Annotated in this window: 13 protein-coding genes and 1 tRNA gene; 5 read left to right on the top strand and 9 right to left on the bottom strand. The window is 54.3% G+C overall.

Going from position 1 to position 15,359, the window contains the following annotated elements; genetic code table 11:
• Positions 1-6 precede the first annotated feature (6 nt).
• The 4 genes from CRO19_RS17565 to CRO19_RS17550 are packed head-to-tail and all read right to left on the bottom strand — an operon-like array spanning position 7 to position 5,112.
• Positions 7-1,629, bottom strand: a complete 1,623-nt coding sequence (locus tag CRO19_RS17565; protein ID WP_097096987.1) for a dipeptide ABC transporter ATP-binding protein — start codon at positions 1,627-1,629, stop codon at positions 7-9.
• Complete coding sequence (locus CRO19_RS17560; protein ID WP_097096986.1) at positions 1,629-2,486, bottom strand: ABC transporter permease; 858 nt, start codon at positions 2,484-2,486, stop codon at positions 1,629-1,631. Before CRO19_RS17560 ends, CRO19_RS17565 begins: the two co-directional genes overlap by 1 nt.
• A complete protein-coding gene (locus CRO19_RS17555) occupies positions 2,483-3,502 on the bottom strand; it encodes an ABC transporter permease (protein ID WP_097096985.1) in 1,020 nt (339 codons plus the stop codon). The genes CRO19_RS17560 and CRO19_RS17555 overlap by 4 nt, the downstream gene beginning before the upstream one ends.
• Entirely contained in the window at positions 3,499-5,112 is a 1,614-nt protein-coding gene (locus CRO19_RS17550) for an ABC transporter substrate-binding protein (RefSeq protein WP_097096984.1), read from the bottom strand. The genes CRO19_RS17555 and CRO19_RS17550 overlap by 4 nt, the downstream gene beginning before the upstream one ends.
• A 303-nt stretch (positions 5,113-5,415) precedes the next feature.
• On the opposite strand from CRO19_RS17550, the gene CRO19_RS17545 reads away from it, so the two are divergent.
• The 3 genes from CRO19_RS17545 to gap all read left to right on the top strand — a co-directional run bounded on the left by CRO19_RS17545 (position 5,416) and on the right by gap (position 8,847).
• Complete coding sequence (locus CRO19_RS17545) at positions 5,416-6,651, top strand: acyl-CoA dehydrogenase family protein (protein WP_097096983.1); 1,236 nt, start codon at positions 5,416-5,418, stop codon at positions 6,649-6,651.
• A 126-nt stretch (positions 6,652-6,777) separates the two neighbouring features.
• Positions 6,778-7,758, top strand: a complete 981-nt coding sequence (locus CRO19_RS17540; RefSeq protein WP_097096982.1) for a GlxA family transcriptional regulator — start codon at positions 6,778-6,780, stop codon at positions 7,756-7,758.
• Positions 7,759-7,836: 78 nt separating this feature from the next.
• Positions 7,837-8,847: a type I glyceraldehyde-3-phosphate dehydrogenase gene (gap, locus tag CRO19_RS17535; protein ID WP_097096981.1), complete on the top strand. Its 1,011-nt coding sequence runs from the start codon at positions 7,837-7,839 to the stop codon at positions 8,845-8,847.
• 117 nt (positions 8,848-8,964) lie between these two features.
• On the opposite strand, the gene phoA is transcribed toward gap, so the two are convergent.
• Positions 8,965-10,371 (bottom strand): alkaline phosphatase, encoded by a 1,407-nt coding sequence (gene phoA / locus CRO19_RS17530; RefSeq protein ID WP_097096980.1) that lies wholly within the window; start codon positions 10,369-10,371, stop codon positions 8,965-8,967.
• Between the two features lie 244 nt (positions 10,372-10,615).
• Here phoA and CRO19_RS17525 point away from each other — a divergent pair.
• Positions 10,616-10,703 (top strand) — tRNA-Ser (locus CRO19_RS17525).
• 516 nt (positions 10,704-11,219) lie between these two features.
• On the opposite strand, the gene CRO19_RS25885 is transcribed toward CRO19_RS17525, so the two are convergent.
• The 4 genes from CRO19_RS25885 to yeiL form a co-directional block, all read right to left on the bottom strand.
• Positions 11,220-11,732, bottom strand: a complete 513-nt coding sequence (locus CRO19_RS25885) for a hypothetical protein (protein ID WP_176519167.1) — start codon at positions 11,730-11,732, stop codon at positions 11,220-11,222.
• A 511-nt stretch (positions 11,733-12,243) separates the two neighbouring features.
• Positions 12,244-12,783, bottom strand: a complete 540-nt coding sequence (locus CRO19_RS17510; RefSeq protein WP_097096977.1) for a nuclear transport factor 2 family protein — start codon at positions 12,781-12,783, stop codon at positions 12,244-12,246.
• A gap of 30 nt (positions 12,784-12,813) precedes the next feature.
• A complete protein-coding gene (locus CRO19_RS17505; RefSeq protein ID WP_176519166.1) occupies positions 12,814-13,398 on the bottom strand; it encodes a TetR/AcrR family transcriptional regulator in 585 nt (194 codons plus the stop codon).
• A gap of 177 nt (positions 13,399-13,575) precedes the next feature.
• Positions 13,576-14,262: a transcriptional regulator YeiL gene (yeiL, locus tag CRO19_RS17500; protein WP_097096976.1), complete on the bottom strand. Its 687-nt coding sequence runs from the start codon at positions 14,260-14,262 to the stop codon at positions 13,576-13,578.
• A 133-nt stretch (positions 14,263-14,395) separates the two neighbouring features.
• Between yeiL and rihB the strand changes: the two genes are divergently transcribed.
• On the top strand, positions 14,396-15,334 hold the full coding sequence (rihB, locus tag CRO19_RS17495) for a ribosylpyrimidine nucleosidase (protein ID WP_097096975.1): 939 nt from the start codon (positions 14,396-14,398) through the stop codon (positions 15,332-15,334).
• The last annotated feature ends 25 nt before the right edge of the window (positions 15,335-15,359 follow it).

The following is a 15,359-nucleotide window of genomic DNA, read 5'->3' as shown; positions in this document are numbered from 1 at the left end:
GCAAAGTTAGGCGATTTCCAGCGCAGCCAGACGTGGCAGCGAGGCAAGTAACTTCTGGGTATAGGGATGGCGCGGACGATAGAACACCTCATCGGCGGCGCCCTGCTCGACTGCCTCACCGTTTTGCATCACCAACACGCGATCGCTCATGTGATGGATAACGCCGAGGTCGTGCGAGATAAACAGATAGCTGACGCCAAGCTGCGCCTGCAGATCGCTAAGCAGATCGAGAATCTGCGCCTGGATAGTGACGTCCAGCGCGGAGACCGCCTCATCCAGCACGATCACCTGCGGATGGGTGGCGATGGCACGGGCAATGGCCACGCGTTGACGCTGGCCGCCCGACATGCGCGCCGGCCATTGGTTAAGATGTTCCGCGCCGAGTCCAACCGATTGCAGCAGGCTGATGGCGCGGTCACGCGGGGTGTGCGTTGCCGGATGCTGATCTAAGGCAATCGCATCCAGCAGGATGTCGGCCACCCGCCAGCGCGGGTCGAAAGATGAAAGCGGATCCTGATACACCACGGCAATCTGGCGGCGAATGGCACGCTGAGCGGCAGCGGACGCGTGGCTCCACGGCTGGCCGGCAAACAGCACCTCGCCGCTGTCCGGCGCTTCCAGCGCCAGCGCAATGCGTGACAAGGTGGTTTTGCCAGAACCCGATTCACCCACAATACCCAGCGTTTCACCGCGTCGCAGCGTAAAGGAAACATCGGCAACCGCGCTGTGCCCCCGAAAACGCTTCACGATATGGCGCGCTTCCAGCAGCACGTCCGCTGATTTAACCCCCGCTGGCGCGGGCGCGCCGGGCGCGCTGCCGGAAAGGCGCTGTCCTTTGGTGTGTTCGCTGGGAATGGCGTTGATCAACCCTTGGGTATAGGGATGTTGCGGCTGCTGCAACACCTGCTGCGCCGTTCCCGCTTCGACAATCGCGCCGCCCTGCATCACCAGAATCTGATCGGCGATTTTGGCCACCACGGCCAAATCGTGACTGATTAGAATCACGCTGGTGCCGCGATCCAGCATCTGCCGCAGCACCTCCAGCACTTGCGCCTGCACCGTGACATCCAGCGCGGTAGTCGGCTCATCGGCGATCAGTACATCCGGATGCAGCGCAATCGCCGAGGCAATCAGCGCGCGCTGGCGCAGACCACCAGAGAGTTCGCCCGGTCGCTGGCTGGCGCGATAGGCTGCCTGCGGCACGCCCACCTCTTCCAGCAGCGCCTGCACTTTCTGCTGGCGGCTGGCGGCATTGCCCCAGCCGTGCAGCGCCAGCGCTTCGGCAATCTCTTTGCCTACCGGCCGCAGCGGATCGAGTGACACCAGCGCATCCTGCAAAATAAAACCGACTTTGCTGCCGCGCACCCAACGCCACCAACTTTCGCTGCGCCCGAGCAGCGCTTCACCGTGCAGACTGAGCGTGTTGGCCTGCACCTGCAGTTGCTCGCCCGCCAATCCCACCAGCGCGCGTGCGGTAACACTTTTTCCCGAGCCTGATTCACCGACCAGCGCCAGACATTGACCGCGTTGCAGCGCAAAGCTAACGTTCTTCACAATATGGCGCGGCGCGGCATTCTCAGCGCGGGCCCAAATGTTCAGGTCACGGACTTCTATCACGTTATTGCTCATCAGCGCTTCTCTCCTTCGGCCCGCTGCTGGATGTAGCGGCCGATTTGCGTAAACGACAGCGCCACCAGCACAATCGCAATGCCCGGCAACACTTCCAGCCACCACGCCACGGTGACGTTAATTTTTCCCGCTTCGAGCAGCGCGCCCCACTCCGGCGACGGCGGTACCACCCCTAAACCCAGAAACGACAAGCCGGATGCCCACACCACCGATTGTCCGATGCCCAACGCCACCAGTGAGAACAGCGGTCGGAACACGTTGGGCGCGATGTGCTGGATAAACAACCGATGCCACGGATGGCCAAGCGCACGTGCCGCTTCGACATAGCCGGACTGCTTCACCTGCAGCGCCTGCGCGCGCACCAGTCGCGCGTAGCCCGGCGCGGTGCCGATGCCCACCGAGATCAGTAAACTGCTGGCGGACGGACCCAGCAAGGCGACAAACAGCAGCGCCAGCAGCAAGGTGGGAAACGCCAGCAGAATCTCCAGCAGGCGATTCACCGGTTCGGCCAACCAGCGCGGACCGAGCGCGGCGCTGAAGCCCAGCACAATGGCGCCGAACAGCGCGATGGTCATGGCGCCGATACCAATCAGCAACGACTGGCGCGTGCCCCAGATAATGCGGCTATACAGATCGCGGCCAATGTCATCGGTGCCGAGCCAGTTAGCCCATGAAGGGGCTTGCAGCGCACGATAGAGATCGGTGGCGAAGGGATCGTGGGTGGCCAACGCGCCAGGCGTTAGCGCTGCGACAATAAAGAACAGCGCTACGATGCCGGAAAGCAGTACCGAAACCGGCAGCTGCCAGCCGGCGCGTTGCGTCTGCGGGCCAGCATAATCAGTGAGATGAGTTGTCATACGCGACCTCGCAGGCGGGGATCGACGATCAGGTAAATCAGGTCAACCACCAGGTTAATGACGATGTAGAGGAAACTGATCAGAATCACGATGCCAGAGACCAGGGCGAAATCCTTGTTGCTGACCGCATTCACCAGCACGTTGCCGAGTCCCGGGCGGGCAAATACCGCTTCCACCAGCACCGCGCCCGACAGCAGGTTGCCAATCGCCCAGCCGCTTAAGGTGATGGCGGGGATCAGCGCGTGGCGCAACACGTGGCGCCATCGCACGCCCGCCAGGCTCATGCCGCGCGCCCGCGCCGACAGCACAAACGGCTGCTGCATGCTGCGCTCAAACTCACCGCGTATTGCGTGGCCAATAAAGCCCGCCAACGGAATTGCCAGCGTGATCGCCGGAAGCACCGTGCCCAGCAGGCTGGTGCCGCCGACGACGGGGAACCAGCGCAGAGCGATGGCAAAGACAATCAGCAGCAGGATGCCAATCCAGTACTGCGGCAAGCCGGCCATGATGGTTTCCACTGCGGAGCCAAACGCCGCCAGCCGACGATTGCGCCCGGCGGTTAACAGCGTCCAGGGAATGGCGATCATCCACGCCAGCAGCAGTGCGGCTATCGCCAGCGTAAAGGTGGGCAGCAGCTGCTCAGCGATGATATGCACCACCGGGCGCTGCAACTCGAAGGAGAAACCAAAATCGGCGTGCAGCAGCTGCCAGAAATAGTGCAAATACTGTTCAACGATCGGCTTATCGAACCCGTATTGCGCATTGATTGGCGCCAGCTCGGCCGGCGTGCGCTCAATCACCTGTCCAGAGGTGATATTCAGCAAAATGGTGGCGCGATCGCCCGGCAGCACCGATAGCACTAAAAAGGTCACGGTGATGGTGCCCCATAGCACAAATAGCGCCGAGGCAATGCGCACACTCAGGGTGCGCAACAGCGCCACGCTGCGGCGGCGTGGTACGGCCCGCTCCTCAACCCGGGTGGCGCTGGTCTGCGGCGCGGAAGTTAATTCACTCATGGCTTCTCCTGCACGAAGTACGCATCGTTAAAGTTCAGCAATCCGTTGCCCTCATCCTGCCAAAGCCCGCGGATGTGGTGGGCGATGGCGACGTTGTAGGTGAAGTTGTAGCCGCCGATGGCAATCGCCTGATCGTCAAACCACTTTTGCAGCACCGCAAACTTCTGCTGGCGCAGCTGGGGATCGGGCTCGCGCTGCGCATCGAGGATTTGCGCTTCCACTTCGGGATTATTGAAAAAGCTGGTGTTGTTGCCGTTGAATGCGCCGTTCAGCGCGTGGTTGTAAACGATGTCGAGGATATTGGGCGAGGGCCATACCCAGTAACCAAAGCTGATTTCCTTATCCGCCGGACGCGAACGTGCTCCGGCAAAGCCTTCGGTTTGCGTCAGCGGAAGCAAATCCAGCTTGATACCAACGCGTTTGACCTGATCCTGCACCGCCTGCAGCATCAGCGCGCCTTCCTGGTCGATAATCGCCTGGATAAACGGCAAGCGGGCATCGAGCGTTTGGCCGTCTTTGGTGCGATAACCGGCGGCATCACGTCCGGTCCAGCCCGCTTGATCCAGCAGCTGATTGGCTTTGGCGATATTCAGCGAGTAGCGGTCGTCAACGTTCAGGTAGAGCGGCGTACTTTTGCTCAGCGAGCCGTTGCCCTCATACGGCACTGCGCCTTTGAACACCGTTTTGACGATCTGCTTGCGGTCCAGCGCATAAGCAAACGCCTGGCGCACGCGCCGATCGGTGAATGGACCGCGCTGCACATTAAAGGAGAACGCCTGTGGACGACCGGTCGCGACGTACGACAAGGTTTGATAATGCTGTTGCAGCGCCTGCCACTGCGCCGACGGCGGCTGGTAGATCACATCCGCGCCGCCGCTGACCAGCGCGCCCCAGCGCGTGGTGGCATCGGGCACGAATTTCCACTCCAGGTGTTTGATATAAGCCGGCCCGTTATGGTGCGCATTCGGCGGTGCCCAACGATAATCGTCGTTGCGCACAAAACTGATGCCATCGCCGCGTACCCAACGCGCGACTTTCCACGGTCCGGTGCCCACCGGGCGCAAACACTTCTGCTCGCTACTGTTATGCGCCAGCGAATCTGGCGATTGAAAACCGTAATGCCCATTCGCTAATACGTTATAGATTTCCGGATTGGGCTCGGATAAATGCAGCGCCACGGTATAATCATCGACTTTGGTAAATCCGGTCATATAGGTAAATCCGTGCCAACCAATTCCCTTCTGCCATGCGGGATAATTAGCAATCACCGCGTCGGCATTAAAAATATCGCCATCGGTAAATTTCACGTCATGGCGCAAATGAAACGTAATGGTTTTACGATCGGCAGATTCACTCCAGCTGGATGCCAGCCAGGGACGGATTTGTCCTTTATCGTAACTGACTAAATAATCAAACACCTGACGTGATAAATACGCTTGCTGCACCCAACCGCCCCATAAGCAAGGCGGCTCCTGCTCATGCAAATAGACCAGCGTGCCATCGCTGGAGGTGGGTGAAGACGCTGCGGCGCTGACGTTAATTGGCAGCGCCGCACAGCTCAACGCCGCCATTATCGGAATGATTAATCGCTGAATGGACTTTGCTCTCATTTTGCTACCGTTTCCCTAATGCAAGCCAATAACTTATTTCCGCGCGGACCTACTCCACGTGAAAAGGTGTTATCTGGAAATTTAATGAATATTTTTTGGAATAGCGTTTGAATAGAGCACAGATATAAATCCCGGCAAATAACAATATCGGCAGTGAATATGCGAAATGGGATTTTTTGTTCCATATAGTGAAATATCATCTTTATATCAATGCAGCGAAATAGCTTAGTGAGAAAAAGCATTATTTGGTGTTCGGTGGCGATGACATAGTAATGAGAAAATGTCTTTGCCGGAGAGAACGCTATGTCGCAAATCGAATTAGGTTGGGGTGCCGATCCGTCGCCTCGGTATGAACAGCTGGCGGAACGCTTTCGCCCGGTATTTCAGAAAATACGCGCAGGTGCCATTGAGCGAGAGTTAACACGCCAGCTGCCGATCGAGCAAATTGCCTGGTTGAAGCAGAGCGGATTCACCGCCCTGCGCGTTCCGGAAAGCGCCGGTGGACTCGGTGCCACGCTGCCCGAGCTGTTCAATTTGCTGATCGAACTGGGCGAAGCGGATTCCAACCTTGTGCAATCGATTCGCGGACATCTCGGTTTCGTCGAGAACGTGCTGAACAGCGGTAGCAGCAGTTATCGCGCGAAGTGGCTGGCGCGGCTGGGGCAAGGTGAAATTGTCGGCCCGGCCTGGAGCGAAACCGGCGATGCGCGTCAGTCAGAATTCTCCACGCGCATTGAGCGCCACGGCGACGGTTGGCGGCTCAACGGCAGGAAGTTTTACACCACCGGTTCGCTTTATGCCGACTGGATTGATGTTGGCATCACTGATGAAAATGGCAAAGGCGTTTCGGTGACGCTGGCACGTTCCGCACCGGGCGTGACGGTGCTGGATGACTGGAATGGCTTTGGCCAAACTCTCACCGCCAGCGGTACGGCGCTTTTTGACAATGTGCTCATCGGCGCGGATGACATCAAAGAAGAGGTGCATTTCCGCTATTCACCGGCTTTCTATCAGCTGATCCATCTGGCGACGCTGGCGGGTATTGGCCGCGCCCAAAGCGGCGAAGTGGCACAGCAGGTGGCGTCTCGTACGCGTACCTACAGCAACGGCAATGCGCCGCGTGCCGCCCAGGATGCGCAGATTTTGCAGGTGGTTGGACGCCTGCGCGGCGCGGCCTACAGCAGCGGTGCGATAGTGCTGCACGCCGCCAGCGCGATACAACGCGCGTTTGATGCGCATCTGAGCGGCGATCAGGAACGGGAAAACCAGGCGGTGGCGATTGCCGAGCTGGAAGTATCGCAGTCGCTCAATGTGGTGAGCGATCTGCTGCTTAATGCCAGCTCGACGCTCTTCGATGCGCTGGGTGCATCGGCCACGCTGAAACCGCTGGCGCTGGATCGCTTCTGGCGCAATGCGCGCACCCTCTCCTCACACAATCCCCGTATCTATAAAGATCGTATCGTCGGTGATTTTGCGGTGAACGGCACCTTACCGCCGGAGCAGTGGCGGATCGGTGTGGCGGATAAATCGGCTACCTAAGCGTAGGGGCGCCATTTATGACGACCTGACATCCAGGTGCGCATAAATGCGCACCCTACAGGTTGTGCTAGCTGCTTAACCCATGAGACACTTTGGCTTATTTCGTTAAAGTGTCTTTTTTACGCCATGAAAACCTTTCTGATTATTGTGCCTGACGGCGGCATGTTGTTCGAAGCCGCAGGCATCGCCGATATCCTAATGCGCGCCAATCAACATTTACCGGTGGGCGTTGATCAACAACGCTATCGCGTTAGCCTTGCTACCACCCAATCGCATCAGGTGATTCACGGCCAATCTGGCCTCAATTTACTGGCCGACCTGAAACTGGCGGACGTTGATCCACGTAACGCCTGGGACACCATTATGATCACCGGACGCGGCGACACCGCCGAAGAGGGCAACATGGTGGTCGATTTTATCAAGCTGGCGGCACCGCAGGCGCGTCGTGTGGTATCGGTATGTGGCGGCGCGATGTTATTGGCTGAGGCGGGTTTGCTTGATGGCCGCCGGGCGACAACACACTGGCGCCTGCTCGATACCCTGCAGTCTCGCTATCCGCTCGTCCACGTTGAAGGCGGTCCGCTGTATATTCAGGACGGTTGCATGTGGACCTCCGGCGGCGTCAGTTCGGGCTTTGACCTGACGCTGGCGCTGGTGGAAGAGGATTTCGGCTTCAGCGTGGCGCGCGATATTGCCCAGGATATGGTGATGTATTTACGCCGTCCTGGCGGGCAGATGCAGTTCAGCCGCTTCCACCTGCAAGCGCCGGGCGGACTGGGCGTAATCGGTGAACTGCAGCGCTGGATCCGTGAAAACCTGGCCGACGAGCTGGCGGTAGAAAAGCTGGCAGAACGTGTCGCCATGAGTCCGCGCAATTTCACCCGCGTCTTCACCCGTGAAACCGGCGTACCTCCCGCGCGTTACGTCGCCGAAGCGCGACTCGCCGCTGCGCGCGAGCGTTTAGAGCAGAGCCACGACACGCTGGAGCGCATTGCCCTTGCCACCGGCTTTGGCAGCAGCATTAATCTGCGCCGTAGCTTTGAGCGCCAACTGCATCTCACACCCGGAGAATATCGCCAGCGCTTTCACTGCAGAAAATTGGCGTAAAGTGATCCTTTTTTGGCGTTTACGCCAGATGCGCATCAGCCTACAGTGACTCCAGCATCTTCGGAAAAGGAGTCAATTATGACTAAGATCGGCATTAACGGCTTTGGCCGTATCGGACGCAACGTTTTTCGTGCAGCACTTGGCAGCGATGATATTGAGATCGTCGCCATTAACGACCTCACCGACAGTAAGACCCTCGCGCATCTGCTAAAACACGATTCTCTGCTCGGCAGACTGCCCGCTGAAGTGGAAGCCGGTGAAGGCGAATTACGCATCGATGGCAAAGCGGTGCGCGTATTCAGCGAGCGCGATCCGGCCAATATTCGCTGGCGCGATGTCGGCGTCGATATCGTAATTGAAGCTACCGGCTTCTTTACCGAGCGCGACAAAGCCGCCGTGCATATCACCAGCGGCGGTGCCAAACGTGTGATTATTTCCGCACCCGGCAAAAATGATGACCTGACCATTGTGCTTGGCGTTAACGATCAACGTTACGATCCGCAACAGCATTTTGTAGTGAGTAACGGCAGCTGTACCACCAACGGCTTAGCGCCGGCGGCGGCGGTATTGCATCAGGCATTTGGTATCGAGCACGGGTTAATGAATACCACGCATGCTTATACCAACAGCCAGGTGCTGCACGATCAGCCCGAGAAAGATCTGCGCGGTGCGCGTGCGGCAGCGCTGTCGATCGTGCCTTATTCCAGCGGCGCGGCAAAGGCGCTGGGTCGCGTGATCCCTGAGCTGGAGGGGCGTTTGACCGGCTATTCACTGCGCGTACCGGTGCCGGTGGTATCGATCGTCGATTTAACCGTAACGCTGCAACGCGATGTCACCGCTGAAGAGGTGAATGCCGCCTTTAAAGCCGCGGCCGCAGAAGGCCCGCTGAAAGGTATTTTGGGCTACAGCGACGAACCATTAGTCTCAAGCGATTATCAGGGCGATGCCCGTTCATCGATTATCGACGGACTCTCAACGCTGGTGATTGGCGGCAATCTGGTGAAGATTCTTGCCTGGTACGACAACGAATGGGGCTTCTCAAATCGTCTGGTGGATTTGGCACGCTTAATGGCAAAACGCGGATTGTGATTTTAGGTTCGTCTTTCGCGCAGTCTATGCCAGCGAAAGCACACATTGTAGCGGCGCAATTTATTGCGCGATGAATCGCGCCGCTACGGAATGTGCGTTTTTTGAATCGTTGAGCTGTTACTTAAGTCCCATCGCGTCCTTCAGGGTAAAGAACAGATCGGTCTGGTCGGTTAATCCCACCACATTCGCCGCATGCGGACCGTACGCCGCGATGCGCACCTGCGTGCCGGTATGCTCCTGCGAATCCTCTTCTGAATTACCGTAGCTGATGGTCATCACCGCGCCATCTTTGGTATTCACCGCTTGCGTCAGGCCCGGTGCTTTGGTGCCGTTTTCAACGATCTGGCTGCTGTGGGCGTGATCGGCGGTCACCACCACCAGCGTATCGCCATGCTCGCGCGCAAACGCTAGCGCTTCCTGTACCGCTTCATCCAGATCCACGGTTTCACCAATCTGACCGCACGGGTTCGCCGCGTGATCCTGCTTATCAATCGATGCCCCTTCCACCTGCAGGAAGAAACCTTTGTCGTTGGTGCTCAGCAGAGTAATGGCCTTTTTAGTCATCTGCGCCAGCGTCGGTGCTGAAGCCGGACGATCTTTATTGACTTCACAGGTCACTACCGGCTTATCAATGTTGCCGTGATAGCTGGCTTTCGGTCCCTGCCAACGCACCGGCATATTGCCATCCGCAAACAGGCCCAGAAGCGGTTTGCTCTGATCGGCCTGCTGAATGGCATTCATGCCCTGCAGATTATCAATCCACTGATAGCCCAGCGCCTGCGCCTGTTCACGCAGGGTTTTGCCCTGATACTCGCCGGCTTTGGCGGTTTCATTAAAGGACTTCGCACCGCCGCCCAGCGTGACATCTGGGCGGGTTTTCAGCAGCTGTTCAGTAATCGATCCTTTGCCGCCCTGCTCCAGCGCGTTGCCCGGGCACAGCTCGCTGGTTTTCTCCGGGCCGTAGCATTTGCGCGAGGTGACGTGCGCCATTAAGGCGGCTGGCGTGGCATCCTGCAGTTCAGCGGTCGACACGTTGCCGGTGGCTTTACCCGCGGCTTTCGCCAGCTCAAGAATCGTCACCTGATCTTTGCCATTAACATCGACGCCAATCGCGCCGTTGTAGGATTTGGTGCCGGTGGCCCACGCGGTAGCCGACGCGGCAGAATCCGTTACGTAATTGGGTTTATGGGTTTTCTTGTCCAGCGAGTAATGGGTGTATTGACCGGTGAGCGGCAACGCATCCAGGCCGGGGAAGAAACCGCCGGCGCCGCGCGCCTGGTTGCGGGCGGCGGTGATTTCCGAATCGCCCATGCCATCACCAATCAGCAGAATCACGTTTTTCGCGGTGCTATTGATTAATGAGGCTTTTAACGCCTCGGTCTGGTCGCCAGTGAGACGACGCGCGCCGCCGTGCTCGGTAATATCGCCGTTGGCGGCGCGTGAATAATTTGCATCATCTGCCACTGCTAACGTCGCGATCAGAGAAGTCAGCAGCGTAACCGTAAAGAGAGGTATGGATTTCATTTATAAGCATCCTTAGCTGTAAATATAACCAAATGTTTCCGCGGACAAGTCTGCGACAGTGCGGTGACGCTTTTGTGACACAGAGAGGATAATTTGATGACAGAACAGGCAGGGTGAGCAAGCCGAAGGCAATACGCTCAGAGCTTAAGCGGATAGAACAAAAGGAGAAAATAGCGCTTGACCCTTTTCAGCGATCTCCCTATAGTAGCGCCCCGTTGACCCAGCGCGGTTGGCAAAAAAATGTGGTGAGGTGTCCGAGTGGCTGAAGGAGCACGCCTGGAAAGTGTGTATACGGCAACGTATCGGGGGTTCGAATCCCCCTCTCACCGCCACATTCCGAAGAAGAGTCTGAACTCACGTTCAGACTTTTTTTTTGCCTATTCTGCAGAGAGAGGGGGTGAGAAGCCCCTCTCACCGCCACATTATGTAGGACGTTGTGTGGACAACACCGCATGTAGCCTGACGCCAAAGACTACAGCGAGACCACGGAACTAAAAAAGAAGTACAAAATAGTGCACGTGAAATGCATGCGCATCCTGTTGGCCGGTTTGCGTGTAGAGGTTGCAGTCTTCCTGGCTGATAGACAACTGACCGCGGCGAGCAAACTCAGCCTGAATTTTTGGCATGATCTCAGTGTTGCCATATCCCAGCGCTTGCCCCTTAAAAGTACACAGTCCAGCATCGCTATATGAGTTAAGCGGCTTATCGCTTGCGCAGCCTGAGAGCAATTAGGCTGCAATCGGTCCGATAAGTAACTTCTTCATACCATTATCCACAAGGCATGTTGTGGGATAAATCCTAGCCAGCGTAGAGCGCAAAAGAAAGCAAGAAACCCGCAGTTAAGCGGGTTAAGAGCTCTTGCGCGATTCAGTTATGAAAGTGACGATTTGAGAGGATAAGCTCTCGCGAACTTTTGAAGTTGTCTGGTCTCTGATTTTTGAAATGGCATTTTTTTGTTGAGAACTTAAACCAGACCACTGTGCTTTATCTGGACCAATTGAATCATGATACTCAGAGAGTTCAACGCTACATTTCTCAAAAGCTTCATATGTGATGTTGCTAGCTGAATTGGTAGTTTTAACTTGGCTTTCTGCAAATTTGGTTACGCAGCCACTAAGATTTTCAGCTGCACTTTGTAAATTAGCATGCGCCACGGAACACACCATCAATCCCATACCCGCTATAACTAACTTCACATCCCTATCCCCATTGGTATCAATGGGATAAATCCTAGCATGGAGTGGCCGCAAGGTGGTGCAAAAACACAGCCTAAATAATAGCATCTGTCTGCCGATATCATATGGCAACATTTCAAGGAGAAAAAAAGATGGAACACCCAAATCCTCTTGCAGCAATGACATTCATAATTTGGTTCTTCATGTTCATTCCCTGCTTGCGCATGGCACAGAAGGCAGGATTCGGTTGGAAAATGGGCCTACTACTTTCGTTCCCCGCACTGCACCTTTTCACGCTTTACTTCTTTGCGTACAAAAAGTGGACCAATGCACCTTATCGATAAGAACTGATCATCTATCAGGATGGGAGAAGGTGCCCCTCTGCGATAATCTTTGTGCAAACCAATCACAAAAGACAATAGCCATAACGACCATTTCGTTAGGTTTCCCTATCGCCCTGACGTGCGCGAGAATGGAGATATAAATAACGGCGGCATTGACCTCATAAAGCGTGTATGTGTTTGAGGATCCGCGAACAGGGGAACCATGGACAGGCTTTAAAGTCATTCACCAGAAAGCATGGCGTTATGTGATGAAGGATTCCCCCCTCTCACCGCCACATTCCGAAGAAGAGTCTGAACTCACGTTCAGACTTTTTTTTGCACCCAGCACAGCGACGAAATTTCAGCCGAGTAGACTAACGTGTCGCCTTAAGCACATCGGAAAGACCGCGCGCCAATAACTCGCGAGGGGCATCTGTGCCGTCTACTGGAAGAAGGGTTCTGCTATGAATTTTCCAGCGCCCTTCATGACGTTCTAACTCCCAGCGATTAACCACTACCCGATGAATGCGATAGCCGGTTGAGTAACCATGATTGGCCATTTCACGCGGCTCACCCTGTTTATCCAGCTGCAACAGCTGTAAATAGGAGGTCACTATGGCTTTGTTGCCGCGCAAATCAATCAGCGGTAATCCAGTAAAATGCGCAAGCCCACTTTTAATCGCTTCCTCGTGTGCCGGTCGGAGAATAAATGCAGCGATCGCATCGACCCCTTTTGCCCCATCCAGTTCCTCACCACGATTAAAAGTGCCCTCCTCCATATAAACAGCAGCGGTATATTCGGCAAGACCGGTATCTGCGCTGGGCGGATGGGAAGCAATCAGCTCATATATTGCTAATTTATCCTCAATGATTTGCAGTCGCTGTTCTAATTTTTGGGTAGTTATTTCAGTCATAAATCTTATCTCCAGCAGCGCGATTTATCGCTATTTATGAATAAGTCTGTTGATAACTGGATGCACAATCTCCTGGAATAACGCTGTGTTTTCGAGCGCTCTGGCGGCCAACATCGCCCCATGAACGGTTGCCATCACAGATTTGGCCTGGATCTCTGGCGCCTCATCAAGCTGAAAAATGCCGCTGATTTCCCCTTTACGCAGTAGCGCTGTGAGCCAATCGGCCAGATCGGAGAAATGCCCGCTCACTTCAGAAGATATTTCTCGCGGCAACTTAGGCAGTTCCACCGAAAGCATGACGCAAATACAGAAAGGAGACGTTCCCTCACTAATACAGGCTGACCAGTAATCGATATAAGCCTGCAGTTCCAGCAGAGGATCGTTGAGGTTCTGCTCCAACGCCGCCATTCCCATTCTGGCCTCCTCGCGATATTCCGCAACGACAGCTTGCACCAGTTCAACTTTACTGGGGAAATGATGATGAATACTGGCTTTTTGAATCTGAACCAATTCAGCAATATCAGCATAGCTAAAGCTGTTATAGCCACCCGAGGTCAGCAACTGCCTGGTGTGGAGGATGATTTCTCTGGCTTTGGGTGAGCGTTCTATCAGCATAAATTTCCTAAACAATGTACTTATTCAACACGCATAACTCTTATCGTAAAACTAAAGAGATAGAGCCTTAAAGTCAAGGAAAACCTACTAGTTGGTAGGCTGAAGATTGAATGCAATTTAGTTAAGAAAAACACTAAATCATTTACCGCTAAAAATAATATTATAATAAATAAATCCTCAAGGCAGCGCGCCCTCTGCTTCCATCTCACGCGCTAATTCAATAAGCGCACTTTTATTTTTGATAATATAACCAGACCTGGCTTTAGTTAATAACCCCTCCTGCGTCAGTTGCGCAATGACATATAAGAGATGGCGATATGACACCCCCATATATTCTGCAACCTGCGTATGCTTTTCGTGATAAACATCATCATTCTGCGTCAATAGGATAAAAGCTGCCAGCCGGTTAACCAACGAGAAGGATTGATTTCTGATGAGTGACACAATATTCCGATAATTTTTATGCGTTAAGCTAATACAAATATGACGTAAAAAAATAGCATCACTTAACAGCCTTTTCCGGAAAGGTTTAACGGGTAACGCCAGACACCAGCACTCCTCTATCGCCTGAACGGCACGCGGTTCATGCTGCTGATCGATGAGTTCAAGCTCCCCGATAAAACAATGCGCTGCAAAGAAATCAATTAATGATATTCGTCCATTGGCTAATGTCGCATACAGTTTCGCCCTGCCTCTTGCAAGATAAAACAGGTATGCCGGTTGCTCACCTTCTTTCACGATATAATCACCGGCCATGATATGAAGCAGTCGGGTTTCCGCCATCACCTCAACAGAAAATTTCGCTGTATAGTCTGAATTTTCAATTAATTTCCTCTTCAGATCTTCATTATGGATTTCTTTCATAATCGTTTCCCGATGTGAGATTTCTCATATTTAACATACAATTTTAGCTGTTAGGGTTAAAGCGTTGACAAAGCATTTTTATCACACAGTTAAAAAATGCATGTTATTCCAACCCTAATTGAGGAAATGAGAAATGGCGCAGAGAAAAATTATTCTGGATTGTGATCCGGGTCATGATGATGCTATTGCAATTATGATGGCAGCAAAACATCCGGCGATTAATTTACTCGGTATTACTATCGTTGCGGGTAATCAGACCCTCGAGAAAACGCTGATCAATGGATTGAATGTTTGCCAACATTTAAACATTGATGTTCCGGTTTATGCTGGAATGCCGCAGCCGATTATGCGCCAGCAGATCGTGGCAGATAATATTCACGGCGAAACGGGGCTGGATGGTCCGGTGTTTGGCCCCTTAACGCGTCAGGCAGAAAGCAAGCATGCGGTTCAGTATCTGATTGACACGCTGATGGCCAGCGACGGAGATATCACGCTCGTTCCGGTAGCGCCTTTGACCAATATTGCAGTCGCCATGCGCATGCAGCCAGCTATTATTCCAAAAATCAAAGAGATCGTACTAATGGGGGGCGCCTACGGTACGGGAAACTTTACTCCCTCTGCCGAATTCAATATTTACGCCGATCCGGAGGCGGCACGCGTCGTATTCACTTCAGGTGCACCGCTGGTAATGATGGGGCTCGATTTAACCAACCAAACCGTCTGCACAAAAGAGGTCATCGCCCGTATGGAGAAAGTTGGCGGTCCAGCTGGGCAACTGTTCAGTGACATCATGAATTTCACCCTAAAAACGCAGTTTGAGAATTATGGCTTAGCGGGCGGACCGGTTCATGACGCAACCTGTATTGGCTATTTGATTAACCCGGAAGGCATTAAAACTCAGGACATGTATGTCGAAGTCGATGTGAATAGCGGCCCATGCTATGGCCGTACGGTATGCGATGAGCTGGGTGTAATGGGAATACCCGCCAATGCCAAAGTTGGGATCACTATTGATACCCAATGGTTTTGGGATTTGGTGGAAGAGTGTGTACAGATGTACCCCCGATCGTAACGACCCACTCCATTTCCGTTATGGC

This window comes from Candidatus Pantoea floridensis (assembly GCF_900215435.1).
Classification (GTDB): domain Bacteria; phylum Pseudomonadota; class Gammaproteobacteria; order Enterobacterales; family Enterobacteriaceae; genus Pantoea; species Pantoea floridensis.
The sequence above is the reverse complement of the archived record's forward strand: the minus strand, read 5'-3'. Positions and strand labels throughout refer to the sequence as shown.

What these genes read in the sequence shown, in the direction of transcription:
- CRO19_RS25885 (WP_176519167.1), bottom strand. Translation starts at nt 11,732, where the DNA reads ATGTCATTGCTGCAAGAGGATTTGGGTGTTCCATCTTTTTTTCTCCTT.
- CRO19_RS17565 (WP_097096987.1), bottom strand. Translation starts at nt 1,629, where the DNA reads ATGAGCAATAACGTGATAGAAGTCCGTGACCTGAACATTTGGGCCCGC.
- CRO19_RS17550 (WP_097096984.1), bottom strand. Translation starts at nt 5,112, where the DNA reads ATGAGAGCAAAGTCCATTCAGCGATTAATCATTCCGATAATGGCGGCG.
- CRO19_RS17505 (WP_176519166.1), bottom strand. Translation starts at nt 13,398, where the DNA reads ATGCTGATAGAACGCTCACCCAAAGCCAGAGAAATCATCCTCCACACC.
- rihB (WP_097096975.1), top strand. Translation starts at nt 14,396, where the DNA reads ATGGCGCAGAGAAAAATTATTCTGGATTGTGATCCGGGTCATGATGAT.
- CRO19_RS17545 (WP_097096983.1), top strand. Translation starts at nt 5,416, where the DNA reads ATGTCGCAAATCGAATTAGGTTGGGGTGCCGATCCGTCGCCTCGGTAT.
- yeiL (WP_097096976.1), bottom strand. Translation starts at nt 14,262, where the DNA reads ATGAAAGAAATCCATAATGAAGATCTGAAGAGGAAATTAATTGAAAAT.
- phoA (WP_097096980.1), bottom strand. Translation starts at nt 10,371, where the DNA reads ATGAAATCCATACCTCTCTTTACGGTTACGCTGCTGACTTCTCTGATC.
- CRO19_RS17560 (WP_097096986.1), bottom strand. Translation starts at nt 2,486, where the DNA reads ATGACAACTCATCTCACTGATTATGCTGGCCCGCAGACGCAACGCGCC.
- gap (WP_097096981.1), top strand. Translation starts at nt 7,837, where the DNA reads ATGACTAAGATCGGCATTAACGGCTTTGGCCGTATCGGACGCAACGTT.
- CRO19_RS17510 (WP_097096977.1), bottom strand. Translation starts at nt 12,783, where the DNA reads ATGACTGAAATAACTACCCAAAAATTAGAACAGCGACTGCAAATCATT.
- CRO19_RS17540 (WP_097096982.1), top strand. Translation starts at nt 6,778, where the DNA reads ATGAAAACCTTTCTGATTATTGTGCCTGACGGCGGCATGTTGTTCGAA.
- CRO19_RS17555 (WP_097096985.1), bottom strand. Translation starts at nt 3,502, where the DNA reads ATGAGTGAATTAACTTCCGCGCCGCAGACCAGCGCCACCCGGGTTGAG.